Annotated in this window: 19 protein-coding genes; 12 read left to right on the forward strand and 7 right to left on the reverse strand. The window is 39.0% G+C overall.

All coding sequences use genetic code 11. The features are described 5' to 3' along the window. Positions 1-95: 95 nt before the first annotated feature. The 3 genes from rluB to J5X91_RS02650 form a co-directional block, all read right to left on the reverse strand. Positions 96-968, reverse strand: a complete 873-nt coding sequence (gene rluB, locus J5X91_RS02640) for a 23S rRNA pseudouridine(2605) synthase RluB (RefSeq protein ID WP_011328023.1) — start codon at positions 966-968, stop codon at positions 96-98. Next, positions 965-1,555 (reverse strand): SMC-Scp complex subunit ScpB, encoded by a 591-nt coding sequence (gene scpB, locus J5X91_RS02645; protein ID WP_086994328.1) that lies wholly within the window; start codon positions 1,553-1,555, stop codon positions 965-967. The genes rluB and scpB overlap by 4 nt, the downstream gene beginning before the upstream one ends. 152 nt (positions 1,556-1,707) lie before the next feature. After that, a complete protein-coding gene (locus tag J5X91_RS02650; protein WP_058373266.1) occupies positions 1,708-2,229 on the reverse strand; it encodes a calcium-binding protein in 522 nt (173 codons plus the stop codon). A gap of 315 nt (positions 2,230-2,544) precedes the next feature. On the opposite strand from J5X91_RS02650, the gene xthA reads away from it, so the two are divergent. The 3 genes from xthA to J5X91_RS02665 are packed head-to-tail and all read left to right on the forward strand — an operon-like array spanning position 2,545 to position 4,821. Next, positions 2,545-3,351, forward strand: coding sequence for an exodeoxyribonuclease III (xthA, locus tag J5X91_RS02655; protein ID WP_011328020.1), 807 nt, complete (start codon positions 2,545-2,547; stop codon positions 3,349-3,351). A 4-nt stretch (positions 3,352-3,355) separates the two neighbouring features. Beyond that, the gene (locus tag J5X91_RS02660; RefSeq protein WP_208834023.1) at positions 3,356-4,003 is read left to right on the forward strand and encodes an energy-coupling factor ABC transporter permease; all 648 of its coding nucleotides are present in this window, start codon (positions 3,356-3,358) and stop codon (positions 4,001-4,003) included. Beyond that, positions 4,000-4,821: a putative RNA methyltransferase gene (locus J5X91_RS02665; RefSeq protein WP_208834024.1), complete on the forward strand. Its 822-nt coding sequence runs from the start codon at positions 4,000-4,002 to the stop codon at positions 4,819-4,821. Before J5X91_RS02660 ends, J5X91_RS02665 begins: the two co-directional genes overlap by 4 nt. Before the next feature lie 13 nt (positions 4,822-4,834). Here the strand turns inward: J5X91_RS02665 and yfbV are convergent, their stop codons facing one another. Further along, entirely contained in the window at positions 4,835-5,281 is a 447-nt protein-coding gene (gene yfbV, locus J5X91_RS02670; RefSeq protein ID WP_011328017.1) for a terminus macrodomain insulation protein YfbV, read from the reverse strand. A 538-nt stretch (positions 5,282-5,819) separates the two neighbouring features. Between yfbV and J5X91_RS02675 the strand changes: the two genes are divergently transcribed. From J5X91_RS02675 to J5X91_RS02690, 4 genes are read left to right on the forward strand one after another with little or no spacing between them, the layout of a single operon-like run. Then, positions 5,820-6,317: a PTS glucose transporter subunit IIA gene (locus tag J5X91_RS02675; protein WP_011328014.1), complete on the forward strand. Its 498-nt coding sequence runs from the start codon at positions 5,820-5,822 to the stop codon at positions 6,315-6,317. 4 nt (positions 6,318-6,321) lie between these two features. Then, on the forward strand, positions 6,322-6,666 hold the full coding sequence (locus J5X91_RS02680) for an ArsC family reductase (RefSeq protein ID WP_086994314.1): 345 nt from the start codon (positions 6,322-6,324) through the stop codon (positions 6,664-6,666). Then, positions 6,666-7,796, forward strand: coding sequence for a succinyl-diaminopimelate desuccinylase (dapE, locus tag J5X91_RS02685; protein ID WP_011328012.1), 1,131 nt, complete (start codon positions 6,666-6,668; stop codon positions 7,794-7,796). The genes J5X91_RS02680 and dapE overlap by 1 nt, the downstream gene beginning before the upstream one ends. Continuing rightward, positions 7,796-8,479 (forward strand): M15 family metallopeptidase, encoded by a 684-nt coding sequence (locus J5X91_RS02690; protein WP_208834025.1) that lies wholly within the window; start codon positions 7,796-7,798, stop codon positions 8,477-8,479. The genes dapE and J5X91_RS02690 overlap by 1 nt, the downstream gene beginning before the upstream one ends. Here the strand turns inward: J5X91_RS02690 and J5X91_RS02695 are convergent. Beyond that, entirely contained in the window at positions 8,476-9,348 is an 873-nt protein-coding gene (locus tag J5X91_RS02695) for a DMT family transporter (RefSeq protein ID WP_197108033.1), read from the reverse strand. The genes J5X91_RS02690 and J5X91_RS02695 overlap by 4 nt on opposite strands. A gap of 204 nt (positions 9,349-9,552) precedes the next feature. Here J5X91_RS02695 and J5X91_RS02700 point away from each other — a divergent pair, with 204 nt between their 5' ends. From J5X91_RS02700 to J5X91_RS02715, 4 genes are read left to right on the forward strand one after another with little or no spacing between them, the layout of a single operon-like run. Next, positions 9,553-10,917: an adenine DNA methylase gene (locus J5X91_RS02700; protein ID WP_182677111.1), complete on the forward strand. Its 1,365-nt coding sequence runs from the start codon at positions 9,553-9,555 to the stop codon at positions 10,915-10,917. An 8-nt stretch (positions 10,918-10,925) separates the two neighbouring features. Then, positions 10,926-11,351, forward strand: coding sequence for a YcfL family protein (locus J5X91_RS02705; RefSeq protein WP_058373255.1), 426 nt, complete (start codon positions 10,926-10,928; stop codon positions 11,349-11,351). Between the two features lie 11 nt (positions 11,352-11,362). Continuing rightward, complete coding sequence (lpoB, locus tag J5X91_RS02710; RefSeq protein WP_011328006.1) at positions 11,363-11,983, forward strand: penicillin-binding protein activator LpoB; 621 nt, start codon at positions 11,363-11,365, stop codon at positions 11,981-11,983. Between the two features lie 16 nt (positions 11,984-11,999). Continuing rightward, the gene (locus tag J5X91_RS02715; protein WP_086994301.1) at positions 12,000-12,467 is read left to right on the forward strand and encodes a glycine zipper 2TM domain-containing protein; all 468 of its coding nucleotides are present in this window, start codon (positions 12,000-12,002) and stop codon (positions 12,465-12,467) included. A gap of 71 nt (positions 12,468-12,538) precedes the next feature. Here the strand turns inward: J5X91_RS02715 and J5X91_RS02720 are convergent, their stop codons facing one another. Both J5X91_RS02720 and J5X91_RS02725 read right to left on the reverse strand, forming a co-directional pair. Further along, positions 12,539-13,756 (reverse strand): pyridoxal phosphate-dependent aminotransferase, encoded by a 1,218-nt coding sequence (locus J5X91_RS02720; RefSeq protein ID WP_089368185.1) that lies wholly within the window; start codon positions 13,754-13,756, stop codon positions 12,539-12,541. Positions 13,757-13,886: 130 nt separating this feature from the next. After that, entirely contained in the window at positions 13,887-14,231 is a 345-nt protein-coding gene (locus J5X91_RS02725; protein WP_011328003.1) for an Hpt domain-containing protein, read from the reverse strand. 137 nt (positions 14,232-14,368) lie between these two features. Between J5X91_RS02725 and J5X91_RS02730 the strand changes: the two genes are divergently transcribed. Further along, entirely contained in the window at positions 14,369-14,962 is a 594-nt protein-coding gene (locus tag J5X91_RS02730) for a tRNA-uridine aminocarboxypropyltransferase (protein WP_208834026.1), read from the forward strand. Positions 14,963-14,985 lie beyond the last annotated feature (23 nt).

Genomic DNA, 14,985 nt, shown 5'->3' on the forward strand with positions numbered 1-14,985 from the left:
CTATTGCAAGTAAATTCAACGCAGTTAGCGCTGAAAATAGCTGCTTGAGATAAGTTTATTATCCGGAGCTCAGGTTAATTTAACTAAATAGCAGGTTACTTACGTTTAGTTGGTTTAACACGCTGATTGTGCTTTTTAACCGCTTTACGTATTTGGTTTATTTTGGCACGCTTATCTTTGCGTTTTTCAGGCATTACAGAAAGCTTAGTTTGTGTTTCACGTCCTAACTTAACTGTTTTTCGTAAATAGTTTACAGTGTCTAGGTCGTATTCAATCCAACCACCTTGTGGTACGCGCTTATCCAGCTCTAATTTACCGTAACGAATACGGATCAGGCGAGAAACTTCCACCTCTTGTGATTGCCATAAACGACGAACTTCTCGGTTACGTCCTTCATTAAGCGTTACATTGTACCAACGGTTTATACCTTCGCCGCCCATAGGGTTAACCGTTAGAAATTTTGCTGGGCCATCTTCAAGTTCAACACCACGGGTTAAGTTTTTAATGGTTTCTTTGGTTACTTCACCAAATACACGGGCTGAGTATTCACGTTCAACCTCGTAACTTGGGTGCATGAGTCGGTTTGCTAATTCACCATCGTTAGTAAATAGCATCAAGCCTGCGGTATTAATATCTAATCGGCCAACCGCAATCCAGCGCTCGCCATCAATACGAGGGAGTCGGTCAAATACAGTACGACGACCTTCAGGATCTTTACGCGTGCTTAACTCACCTTCAGGCTTGTTATACATAATTACGCGACAAATTCTATCGGCTTTTTCTTCAATTTTTACCGTATGGCCATCAACACGAATTGAATCTGTTTCTTCAACACGATCGCCTAATTTAGCCACTTTGCCGTTAACGCTAACGCGGTTTGCATCAATGTATTTTTCCATTTCACGGCGTGAGCCTACGCCAGCACGGGCTAGGACTTTTTGTAACTTTTCACCTTGTATAACACTCATTCGGATGGTTCTCTCACAGAAGGATCACTTAATAACTGGTTAATTTTACTTTGCTGTTGCTCTGGCAAGGCAGGTAAATTATCTAAACCTGTTATCGAAAAATAATCTAAAAATTGTTTAGTAGTCGCATATAGCGCCGGCTTACCCGGCACTTCTTTGTGGCCTACCACTTTAACCCACTCTCTTTCGAGTAGTGTTTTAATAATATTTGACCCCGTAGTAACACCACGCACTTGTTCAATTTCGGCGCGTGTAATTGGTTGCCTATAAGCAATTAGCGATAATGTTTCGAGCAAAGCACGCGAATATTTGGGCGCGCGTTCTTGCCATAAATTACTTAGCCAAGGGCTTAAGCTACTACATGCCTGAAAACGATAACCACTGCCTACTTCTACCAAACGAATACCACGGGTCTGAAAATGTGTTTGTATTGCTGTTATTGCATCGTTTATACGCACCATAGATATTGCTAAATCGGCTAAAACAACATCCTTTAGATGACGTTTACTTAATGGTTTGTCAGCAACAAAAATCGCCGCTTCAATGATCTCAATTAATTGCTCATCACTAACTCGCCGACCCACCATAAACGCTCTTAAACTAATAAACACACACAGCCAACTATTATGCCAGAACTACAGCAAAGTAGGAAAACATATCGAACAATTTAGTAAATCAAAGCCACAAAAAAAGCCAGTGCACAGCACTGGCTCCTTCCTCACACTTTAAAATGGTGTGCTTAGCTGTTATTGGCGCTTTTAAGTGCGTCGTCTTCAGCGACTGCATTGCCATATTTTTTTATGTAAGTTACAAATTCACGTTTGCTAACACGCTTGTCTTTATTTACATCCATATAGCCAAAGTGATTTGAAATATCATCATCGTCTGCTTCTTCAACCGAAATATAGCCACTTTTATCGTTATCTAAACTCGAGAAACTGCTTTGTATTTTATCAAATTTAGTAATATCCGCTTTAAATGCTGATTCGCTTACTTCACTGTCTGTGGCAACTTTTCCGGTATTTAATTGCATGTACGCATTAAATTCATTGCGACTTATTTGATTATCCATATTGGTATCAATATTTGAAAAGTGTTGCCAAATATTATCGTCATCGGCTTCAACTTTCGAAATAAAACCATCACTATCGTTATCTAAACTTGCAAAGTCACTATCAATTTTATCTAACCCTTGGTTAGATGCACAAGCTGCTAAGCTTAACGTTGCTAAAATAGTAGAGGCTAATGTTAACTTTTTCATAAGACGTATCCTTGTAGTTAATTAATGTCACTTTAACTAATACAAGTTAAATGCCAAAAACACTAATCTCTTAAAATCAATTGGTTACAAAAAAAACATAAGTAAAAAAACTAACGTAGCGCATTATAGTAATGAAAGCTTTGCTTCATGCCTTGTAATTTTTGCAAAAAATATTGGTGTAATACCGGACATTACAGCGAGTGTTTTTACACTTAAAAGTTCAGCCAATAACTTCCTTGTTTCGGGCGTGTTATGTAAGTGTATTTACTGATATAATTTAACGCATTATATAGAACCAATTTTAAGGTATATGCTATGAAAGTGATTTCTTTCAATATCAATGGTCTGCGTGCGCGTCTTCATCAATTACAAGCTATTATCGACAAACATCAACCCGATATTATTGGCCTACAAGAAATTAAAGTTCATGACGAAGCGTTCCCACTAGAAGATGTACAAAAAATGGGATATCACGTTTATTATCATGGCCAAAAAGCCCATTACGGCGTAGCTATGTTATGCAAAAAAGAACCTAAATCGGTATTTAAAGGCTTTGCCACTGATACTGAAGAATCACAAAAACGCATGATCAGTGTTACCGTAGAGCAAGACAATGGCCGCGATTTAACGGTAATGAATGGTTATTTCCCGCAAGGTGAAAACATTAATCACGAAACCAAGTTCCCGTATAAACGTCAGTTTTATAAAGATTTAATGACCCACCTGCAAACAAATCATACCCCCGATGAAGACGTGATTGTAATGGGCGATATTAATATTTCACCTACCAACCTAGATATAGGTATTGGCGAAGTAAATGCTAAACGTTGGTTAAAAACCGGTAAATGCTCTTTTCAACCGATAGAGCGTGAATGGCTGGCAACATTACTTAATTGGGGCTTTAAAGACACCTTTAGAGAGCAAAACCCAGAAACCAGCGATCAATACTCGTGGTTTGACTACCGCTCAAAAGGGTTTTTAGATAACCGTGGCCTACGAATTGATGTTGTACTTGCAACACATGAGCTAGCCGCGCGTTGTATAGACACAGGTATAGATTACGAATTACGTGGCATCGAAAAGCCATCAGATCACGCCCCTATTTGGTCTGAATTTAAATAACCCTATGCTTAACCTCCCAATACAAGGGCTACTTTGGGCCCTTGTAATCGCTATAAGCTTATTTAGTATTGATAAAGCGACCTATAAAGCACTCTACAAAGTACCCATACGCCAAACAGGAGTACTTGCATGTGCGTTGGTGTTTGCTGTTTTATGGCGCATTAAAGCTGGCATTTTAACGGGCCTTGATTTACATATTTTAGGTATTACTGCAGCTACACTTATACTCGGTTGGCGTTTAACTATTTTAAGTAGTGTTCTGGCAACGGCGCTATTAGCCGCATTTGGTTTAATTGAGTTTGAGTTACTGCCAGTGCAATTGCTTATTGGCGCATTTATTCCTATTTTATTGAGCTACTTGGCTTTTATTGTTAGTTATCAGTATTTACCGCGCCACTTTTTTGTTTATATATTTGTATGTGCGTTTATTACGGCTGGGTTTATCGCCTGTATAAAAATAGCTTTAGGGGCATTATTTTATCTTGCTATTGGTCAATATAGCTGGCAACAATTAGCAGATAATTACGTTTACTTAAGCGCTATTATTTGGCTGCCAGAAGCCATGTTAAACGGTATGGCTATTACAATTATGATCACTTATCGCCCACATTGGGTAAAAACTTTTTACGATAAGGACTACCTAGGCTCATGAGTCTTGAATATAGCTGCCCACTGTGTAGCAACTCACTAATAAAAACAGCTAATATGCTTCGCTGTGAAAACAACCATAGTTTTGACTTTGCAAAAGAAGGCTATGTAAATTTATTGCCTGTACAGCAAAAAAACTCAAAACAACCTGGTGACTCATTAGAAATGGTGCAAGCTAGGCGCGCTTTTTTAGAGCGCAACTATTATGCCTTTTTACAGCACGAACTTGGCCAAATTATTAGTAATATAGCAGCTAATAATATTATTGACTTAGGGTGTGGTGAAGGATTTTATACCCAAGCTTTAGCTAGTAATACCCAAGCTACTGTGTACGGGGTTGATATATCGAAGGCGGCGGTAAAATATGCGGCAAAACGCTACAGCAATTGTCACTTTAGCGTGGCATCTATTAGCCAAGCACCTTTTAAAAGCTACTTTGCCGATGTATTGGTCAGTGTATTCGCACCATTATTTACTCAAGAACTAGCAAGACTTGCTAAACCCGGTTCAACACTCGTAGTGGCAAGCCCCGGACCTAAGCATTTAAAAGAGTTAAAAGAGTATATTTACTCCAGTGTTAATGAACATACACAAATAGAAGTGCCTGCAATGTTTACACAAACGTCGCAAACACTCATCACAGAGCAAGTTACCTTGAACTTTAGTGACGTTAAAAACTTAATAATGATGACACCATTCGCGTGGAAGTTCAGACCCGAGCACTGGCTAGCGCTCGAAGAAAAAGGTGAGCATAGTGTCACCTTATCGTTTTATATTACACAATTTACAAGAGACAAAAGCGTAGCTGTTGCGCATATATAAAGGCAACAGGCGCTTAAAATTGCTCTTTAGTGAACGTTTTGTCCATTTTATCAAACATATCGTTAAGTAATTCTTCAAGCTCCAAGTAACGGGGCTTTTTTTCGCTGCGCTGTGCTTGATAGCCATTAGCGACCATTTTAGCATAAAGCTCGTTATACCAACGTTGCATAGCAGGCTCTAACTCGGTTTGCGCTCGTTTTCCTAACCATAACAAACCTTGTAAAGGGAGCGATATAAAAAAAAGCGCGCTTGCAATTGCTTGCGGTAAAAAGTCAGAGCCAAGATAATTTAACTGAAAAAATAACGTTAGCATGGCTAATATTGGCATTACCGTAATCGCCAACTCTGTCGCCTTTATTACTTTAAACTCAGCAAACAAGGGGGCTAATTCTTTTCGCATTGGCCATTTTTTAGCGTACACACGCCCTATTTGTACTTGCGACATCACACTTTTTTGCATCATGACTCCTCATACATAATATCAACACTACCAATAATATTGGTTGTTATCATGATAGTGTAACACAAATTATTTTATATGGAATTTTCATAAAAACGCACTAAACGAGTAAAAAATCACTCATACTTTAAGGCCTTTTGTTTGAACAGGTCTCGTCTCAATATTCATACATACGCTGTTAAGTGCTAAATGGATCTTTTCTAATCTAATAATTTTAAACATTATAATCAGTACGTTAAGCCACTTATACGCCACAATTCCCACAGTTATCCACAGAAAATGTGGACAACATAATTAACCTCACTTTTGCTAACGTAACCACAACTAGCTTAGTTACTGTTACTGCTTTAATTTAAGGTTAATAATCTATACTATAACCTTATAGTTATTGCTGTTCGTCGGGCTTTTAATGTCAAAAAAAACATTACAATTGCATAGTACAGTCGATACCGATTATATATTAGTAAAAAAACACACCGTAGATTTAGCTATTACCGCTTTGAAAAAAGATGGCTATAACGTAATTTTTGAGTGACTTATGAAACCGCAAACAATAGATTATTTAGCTCAGAATAAATTACCTCGTCATGCCATTAATATTACTAGCCCATTTTCAGGAAAAGTAATAGCACTTAACGAACACCCCGAACCACTTTTTCGCTTTGGCACATTAGGCCCAGGTATTATGGTACAGCTAAGCAACCATAAAATATTAGCCCCGTTTGACGGCACTTTGCTGCAGGCAAAAAATGCCGGCACCGAATTTATTTTACAAGCTAAAAACGGCCTAAAAGTACTGATTAATTTAACTATTGCGAGCTCGCAACACATTACCCATACCCACATAGCTCAGTTAAATGGTAGCAAAATAAGTAAAGGCCAACGCCTTGCTTATTTTGATTTACGCGAACTTGATACACCTATGCTAGCAAGTTTAATTTTGCTCAATGGCCACAGCCTAGGTACATTTCACTTTTCACACTTGCAGGTAAATGCGGGTGTCGATACTTTATTAACTATTATTAAAAAGAAGTAGATTTATGATCACCCTTTACGGCATAAGCAATTGCGACACTATAAAAAAAGCTAAAAAATACTTAACCGATAACAACATTGAGTTTACTTTTCATGACTATCGCAAAGATGGCGTAAACGAGAGTATGGTTAGCAACTTTGCTGATAAACTTGATTGGGAGCAGCTTGTAAACAAGCGTGGCACCACTTACCGCGCTTTAAGCGATGATGAAAAACAAAGCTTAACTAAAGAAAAAGCGATACCGTTATTAGTTGAGCAGCCTGCAATGATAAAACGCCCTGTACTGGTTAATAATAACGAGTACCACTTAGGTTTTAAAGCAGCACAATACGATGAGATTTTTAAATAATGACAAATGACGTAATCGCTCTAGCGCAAGCCTTAATACAACGCGAGTCAGTAACACCTGAAGATGCTGGCTGCCAGCAAATGATGAACGATAGATTGCAAGCAGTTGGCTTTAACATCGAATCGTTATTTTTTACCGATACCTTAAATACTTGGGCACGCAAAGGGACGCAATCGCCACATTTTTGTTTTGCCGGGCACACCGATGTAGTCCCCACAGGCCCTGAGAAAAACTGGCAGTACCCGCCATTTTCTGGCCTAGTTGAAAATGGTTTATTACACGGGCGCGGGGCAGCCGATATGAAAGGCTCATTGGCTGCTATGCTGGTTGCTACTGAACGTTTTGTAACAAAGCACCCAGACCATAAAGGCTCTATTTCTTTTTTAATTACTTCAGATGAAGAAGGCCCATTTATAAACGGCACTACTCGGGTAATTGACACTCTTGAAGCTCGCGGTGAAAAAATAGATATGTGTTTAGTTGGCGAGCCTTCATCTCGTGATGTATTAGGCGATGTAGTTAAAAATGGACGCCGAGGCTCACTGACCGGCTTTTTAACTGTTAAAGGTATACAAGGGCATGTGGCATACCCGCAGTTAGCGCAAAACCCTATTCATTTAACTACCCCTGCACTCACTGAGCTAAGCCAAACAGTATGGGATCACGGTAACGAGTACTTTCCCGCCACTAGTTTTCAAATTTCAAATATAAATGGCGGCACTGGGGCCGGTAATGTGATCCCCGGGGAGTTAGAAGTACAGTTTAACTTTAGGTTTAGTACTGAAGTTACTCATACGCAATTACAACAACGCGTTAACGCTATTTTACAGCAGCATAATTTAAATTATGAATTAAGCTGGATTGTAAACGGCCAACCGTTTTTAACAGAGCACGGCCCACTGGTTGACGCCACAGTAAAGGCAATTAAATCGGTAACCGGTTTAACAACAAATCTAGAAACGACTGGCGGTACATCAGACGGGCGTTTTATTGCTCAAACCGGCGCTAAAGTAATTGAGCTTGGCCCGCGCAATGCCACTATTCATAAAGTAGATGAATGTGTAAGTACCGATGACTTAATTGCACTGTGCGATATTTACGAGCAAATTTTAGAAAACCTACTAACGTAATGGACTCAAAAAAAACAACCACAATGTGTATTACAGGACAAAGTGATACGCATTTAACCCAAATTCAAAATCATCGTTTGCACTGCAATATCGTTAATGATTTTTTAGCATTGCAAAGTGCCGCAAAAGCAGCAGGGTTTGAGCTTACAATAGCTTCCAGCTTTCGTGACTTTAACCGCCAAGCGGCTATTTTTAACGCTAAATTTTCAGGTGCACGCCCTGTTTATAATAAACAACAGCAAGTTGTTGAATTAGATAGCTTAAGCGATATAGATAAATGTATTGCCATTATGCTCTACTCTGCACTGCCTGGCGCAAGTAGACATCATTTAGGGACCGATTTAGATGTGTTTGATAAAGCGGCAGTGAGTGATGATTACCAGTTGCAACTCACGCCCGATGAATATCAACAAAGCGGCCCATTTTCCCCACTGAGCGACTGGCTAGATGCTAACTTAGCACTATTTGGGTTTTATCGGCCTTATCAGCATGACTTAGGTGGTGTAGCCCCCGAGCTTTGGCATATTAGCCATATTAAGCAGTCGCAATTACTGGTTAATATGCTTAGTCTGCAAGTACTGCATGAGTGTATAAGTAATAGTGACCTATTAGCCAAAGAGGCTATTTTAGCCAACTTACCCATGCTTTATGAGCGCTTTATAATAAACGTTAGCCCTGTTTAACAGGGCTGTTTTTTATTGAGCGTAAATACCAGCACTGCCCCCAAAATAACACTGCTGGCAACTATAAATTGCACGGTTAACTGCTCAGATAAAAACACCACGCCCGCAATGGCAGCAAGCACAGGTACACATAGCTGCACCACTGCTGCTTGGGTGCTTTTTAATTTTGGCATTGCCGTATACCAAATACTGTAACCAATACCTGAAGCTATTGCGCCACTGGCACATGCAAGTAACACCCCTTCTATGCGGATACTTTTTATATAACCCATACCTATTATTAGCAATATAGGCAAAGCAACTAAGCTGCGAATAAAGTTAAATGCAGAGGTTCTCAGTGGTGATATACAAGCTTTGCCTCGTATACTATAAACACCCCACGCTATGCCACTAATGGCCATAAGGGTCGCTCCAAATAATGAAGGTATTGCTGCAGAGGGCAACATTAAATAAACAAAACCGGCAAAAGCGCTTATAAATGCCAACCATTGTAATAGACTCAATTGCTCTTTTTTATAAATTCCCCAGCCAATCATAGTAAGTTGTACCGCGGAAAATAAAACAAGTGCACCAGTGCCAGTATCAAGCTCTATATACGCGATAGAAAAACACAATGCATAAACAAGCAAACTAATACTACTTCGCCAACTTCCTGTATCTTTTAATATTTCGCTATTAAACGTACCGTTACGTTTTGTAGTATTAGTATAAAGCAGCATAATAATGGCTAAACATACAGCCCCGCTAAGTAAGCGAATAACAGTAAAGTTCCATGCATCTATATACCCTTGTGCGAGCGCCATTCTGCACAATAAAGAGTTAGCGGCAAACGCAATTAAAGCACTTAAAGTGTACAACGTTGTTTTCAAAAACAATCCTTAGCTAAAATAAGTACAGTTAACACTGCTAATTTAATGATTTTTAGATTTAGTTATTATAATAACATTACAATATTAATACGATTAACGCTTCGTTCACTGCTCGGCAGTTATGCTACGCTTTTTTACAATATTTCACATATTTTTTTAATGGGTGTATGTTAATCTTATTAAGTAAATTTAAAGGAGTGCTCAGTGCGCCGTAGCTTAATATTTAGTTTTTGTTTTATTTTAAGTGGTTGTAGTACCATAGGATTTAGCGATCTATTTAATGACTATGCGACTCAAGTAACCCCTGTAAGACAAGCAATAGAGAGTAACAACATAGCGCAAGCGCAGTCGCTTATTGCTAAAAATAGTAGTATGCACAGTAGCTACTTACTTAATCAACTAGAGCAAGCGCGCCTTGCCGACTTAGCTAATATGCAAACCGATGCGCAAAGCCAATTTGAAAACGTTTATCAACAAGTACAAAACAAGCGCGAGGCTGCCAAAGTTCAGCTCAGTAGTGGGCTTGAACAAAGTAATGCTTTATTTACCAACGACTCGGCTATTACTTATATACCCGCCCCTTATGAAATGAGCATGCTGCATAGTTATAAAGCGCTTAATTACGTATATAAAAATGATGTTGAAGGTGCATTAGTTGAAGTTAGGCGGGCTAATAAAGTACAAGTAGACGCACTTATTCAAAATCAGGCAGCGCTAGATTCCGCTACAAAAGAAGCGCAGCAGCATTATCCAAGTATGAGTAAGGTTACCCGAGACGTTAAAAATGGCTTTCAAAATGCTTATACTTTTTATTTATCCGCTTTATTGTACCAAAGCAGTAAACAGTATGATGATGCCTACATTGACTATAAAAAAGCACTCGAAATACAACCCAACAATATTTATTTGCAACGTGATGTACTTCGCCTTGCTAAAAAACAAGGCTTTGATCAAGACCTAAGTGAGTTTAAAAAGCGCTTTGGTGAGGCAGCAAATATACCGTCTGAACAAGGCGAAGTAGTTATATTATTTGAACAAGGCTTAGTGCCTAAGCAACACGAATTTAAATTACGTTTACCTATTTTTACCTCTGGCGGTAATGCACGTTTTTATAGCTTAGCTATGCCAGTTTATAAAGACAACGCCTATGTTCGTAGCATTAATAACATCAGTATTAATGCCCAAAACTTAGTATTAAGCCCGCTAGTGCACATAGAATCACTGGCTGCTAAAACGTTAGAAGATCAAATACCTGCCAGAATAGCGCGGCAAATACTACGTTTAGTCGCCAAAGAAAAAGTACGAGCCGAACTGGCTCGTAGCACCGGAGACGTAGGGAATATAATTGCGAACATTTATAACTTAGCCTCTGAGCAAGCCGATACACGCAGTTGGCTCACGCTACCAAATCAAATAAGTGTGGCGCGAAGTAGCTTAAACAGCGGCGCACATTCATTAACCATAGGCACGCAAGCGCCAATAAATTTTACCGTTAGTAAGCAAAGGTTAACCTTAATTTATCTAACCTCTATAAATAACTACTTTAATTATCATGTAGTACAACTCTAGGAGCGATTATGAGATACATAATGCCATTATTTGCGGTTTTAATACTCAGTGCCTGTGCTGGCAAACCAGACACATCGGGTATAGCAATTGAGCAAGGTAATAAAACATTTAATCAGCAACTACGTGTTGATAACCCAGAGCTTGGTGAGAAACTAGCTATTAGTGACGTAAAAACACGTCAAACAAACCAATTAACTGACGTGGTAGTTACCTTAGCAAGCCAATATAAAAAGTCGCAATACTTACAGTATCAATTTAATTGGTACGACAAAGACGGCTTTGTTATTAAGGGTAATCACTCCCCTTGGCAAGCAATTACCTTATTTGGCTTTGCACAAACACAATTACCAGGCCTAGCACCCAGCCCAGATGCAGTTACCTTCTCATTAGCAGTAAGAGAAGTGTCTACCGATGCGCAAGAATTTAAAGAATAAAGGAAATAACAATGATCATACGTAAAAAATTCAAAACAGCTTCAACTTACGCGCTTATTGGTTTAAGTGCATTAGTATTAAGTGGTTGTGCAAATAAAGCGGTAGTTAGTTATGGCGACGCACAAGCCGTAGAAACCACTGACATTAACTTTGGCTCTACCGATTTACAAAAAGTAGCCAGCCAAATGACCGATTCACTATTAAGCTCTCCGGTTGTTGGCACCATGACCGCCAATAAACGCCCTGTGGTATTTGTTGAAAGAATTAAAAACAAAACCAGCGAGCACATTGATACCGAATCAATCACCGACTCTATTTCAACTCAGTTACTGCGTAGCGGAAAATTTAGATTTGTTGATATGACCCGAGTTGAAGCTATACGTGAGCAGCTTAAATTTCAAAACGAAGATGCATTAGTTAACCCCACGACTGCTGTGGCATTTGGTAAACAAATTGGTGCGCAGTATATGCTGTACGGCAACTTATCAAGCATAGTTAAATCCAATGCTGACAAATCAGACGTATACTATAAATTTACCATGCGTTTAATGGATATGGAAAGTGGCTTAGTTGAATGGGCTGACGAAACAGAAATTCGTAAAACGAAAGAAAAATCAACCTTTGGCTGGTAGTCAATAGGAGTTAATTATGAAAGCGATTACTGTATTAATGTGTACATTACTTACAATTAGCGCACCTGCATTGGCTAATTACGAGCGCAATAAAGCAGTAGCAGTACAACAAGTGCTATTTGGCGATGTGCAATCAGTGCGTAATATTACTGAGCAAGAGCTAGTACAAGATCAAAGCAATGGTTGGAAAACATTTGGCGGCGCTTTGCTTGGCGGCGTTGTTGGTAATCAGTTTGGCGGTGGCAGCGGGCGTACCGTTGCTACTATTTTGGGCTCAGTGATAGGCGGCAATGTAGCGCATAATCAACAGCAAAAAAGCCATTACCAACAAACTCGTTTAGTAGAGTTATTAATACAAGTTGAAAATGGCGATCAATTTATGGTGGTTCAAAATCAAGACCAATCAATGCGCTTTAGCAAAGGCGATAGTGTAAGGCTGGTGTATTTAAACGATAACAGCGTACGTGTTGATAAAGCCTATTAATAGCAATTATATTAACTTTAGCATAAGTAAAAACGAGCCTAAATTGGCTCGTTTTTTGTGTGTTTTAAAAGTTAGCCTTGTCGGTAATCTTTAAAAAAGCGCTGCATTTTAGTCATCGCATCCGTTAAATCATCTTTGTTGGGTAAAAACACCAATCTAAAATGATCAGGCTCAGGCCAGTTAAATGCACGCCCATGCACCAGTAATATTTTTTCGGCTTTGAGTAAATCAAACATCATTTGCTCATCGCTTTTAATATTAAAGCGCGCGGTATCTACTTTAGCAAAAGCATATAAGGCACCTTTTGGTTTTACGCAGCTAATACCCTCTATTGCATTGAGCCCGCGCCACGCTATATCACGCTGTACATACAAACGCCCGCCTGGATTAATTAGGTTGTCGATTGATTGTACTCCGCCCAATGCTTGTTGAATGGCATATTGAGCAGGTACGTTAGCGCACAAACGCATAGATGATAAAATTTCTAGGCCTTTGCGTAAGTCACTCATAACCGACGTACGCCCACTTAACACCATCCAGCCCATTCTTAGGCCAGCAGCACGGTACGTTTTTGCTAAACCGTTAAAGGTAATAATAGGCACATCGTCGCACAGTGCACCAATTGAGCTATGCGTAATGCCGTCGTATAAAATCTTTTCGTAAATTTCATCACTTAACAGTAGTAACTTGTGCTCACGCGCTATGTCAATTAACTGCTGCAGTAAATCATCGCTATACACAGCCCCTGTCGGGTTATTTGGATTGATCAATACTAATGCTTTGGTTTTAGAGGTGATTTTACTTTTTATATCAGCAATATCCGGAAACCAATCTTGCTCTTCATCACATAAATAATGCACCGGATTGCCACCAGAGAGCTTAACTGCAGCGGTCCACAGAGGGTAATCGGGAGCGGGGATCAGCACTTCATCGTCATTATTTAACAATGCCTGCGTAACCATTTGAATCAGTTCGCTAACGCCATTGCCAATATAAATGTTATCTACATCTAAATTATATAAACCGCGTTGTTGATAATGCTGATAAATAGCCACCCGCGCCGAATAAAGCCCTTTAGAATCACAATAACCTTGGGCTGAATATAAATTGCGAATAATATCGCGGTGCATATCTTCTGGCATATCAAAGCCAAACGCAGCCGGATTACCGATGTTTAGCTTTAAAACTTTTTGGCCTTCGTCTTCCATTTTTTTAGCTTGGACTAAAACAGGGCCGCGAATGTCATAACAGACACCGTCTAATTTATGACTCATTTTAATTTCTGACATTACTACCTCTAAAGGGCACGAATAACCCTTAGAATAACTTAGTAAAGACGTAAAACACTAGTCAATTTAGTAACTTAATACTGAAATAAATTCATGTTTAATGCCTAAACCTACGCCTTTACTTATCTGCTTAACGTGATGCCAACCAGTTATTTAATAGCGTTTGAGATTGCGCCACTTGCGTCATTAACTGCGCTGATGCAGCAGTGGCTTGAGCTAAGTTATCGTTATTTAAACTTTGTTCAATTTCACCCGCTACCGCGGCCAAGCTATCGGCACCAAATTGAGCCGCATTCGACTTTAAACTATGAGCGTGGCGCACCGACGCTTCTTTGTCTTGTCCTATTGTGGCCAACACTTCTGAGCCTAAGCGCTCAAATTCCACACAACAAAAGTCGAGAGTAGCTGCAAATTGCTCACCTAATAACGATTCCATACTCTCTAATGCTGCTTCGTTAATACTTACTTCTGTCATATTTTAACCCTTAAAAACAATCTATACTTAATTAACCTTAATCTATAACACTCTATAGCTAAGCGTAAAAAAATCCAACTTAATTACCTTATAAATGTATAATTACTCATAATGTACCTTCACCAAAAGTAGTTTAAATGGCTCGCCCACTGTGTAATTTTTGTTTGTTCGCACTTAATACTTGTATTTGCAGTGCTGTAACCTCTATTAACAATAAAGTAAAAGTAATTATTTTACAGCACCCTAGTGAAGAAAAAGTAACAAAAAACACGGCTAAACTATTAAATTTATGCCTAGCTGATTGCCAAATAATCAAAGGCGAAAGTAATAACGACTTTGCGCAGCTTCGTGCCCTACCTGTCAGCTCAACCGTTTTACTTTACCCTAATGAGCAGGCTATAAATTTAGATAATAACGACGCGCTAAACACACTACTACCTATTACGCATTTAATTGTTATTGATGGTACATGGAAAAAAGCCTATAAAATTTTACAGCTAAGCTCGCTACTGCAACGGTTTCAAACTGTAAGCTTTGCTAATTTACCTAAAAATCGTTACACAATACGTAAAGCTCCCCGCGCAGATAGCTTGTCAACGCTTGAGGCCGTTGCACATAGCTTACAGCTTATTGAACAGTTAAACCCTGCCCCACTTTATAATTTACTTGATGAATTAATACAAAAACAAACCCATCACATGCCTGCTCACGTAAAAGCACGTTACTTATAATTTATGATTAGTTTTTATAAATG

This window comes from Pseudoalteromonas sp. K222D, assembly GCF_017653575.1.
Classification (GTDB): Bacteria; Pseudomonadota; Gammaproteobacteria; order Enterobacterales; family Alteromonadaceae; genus Pseudoalteromonas; species Pseudoalteromonas nigrifaciens.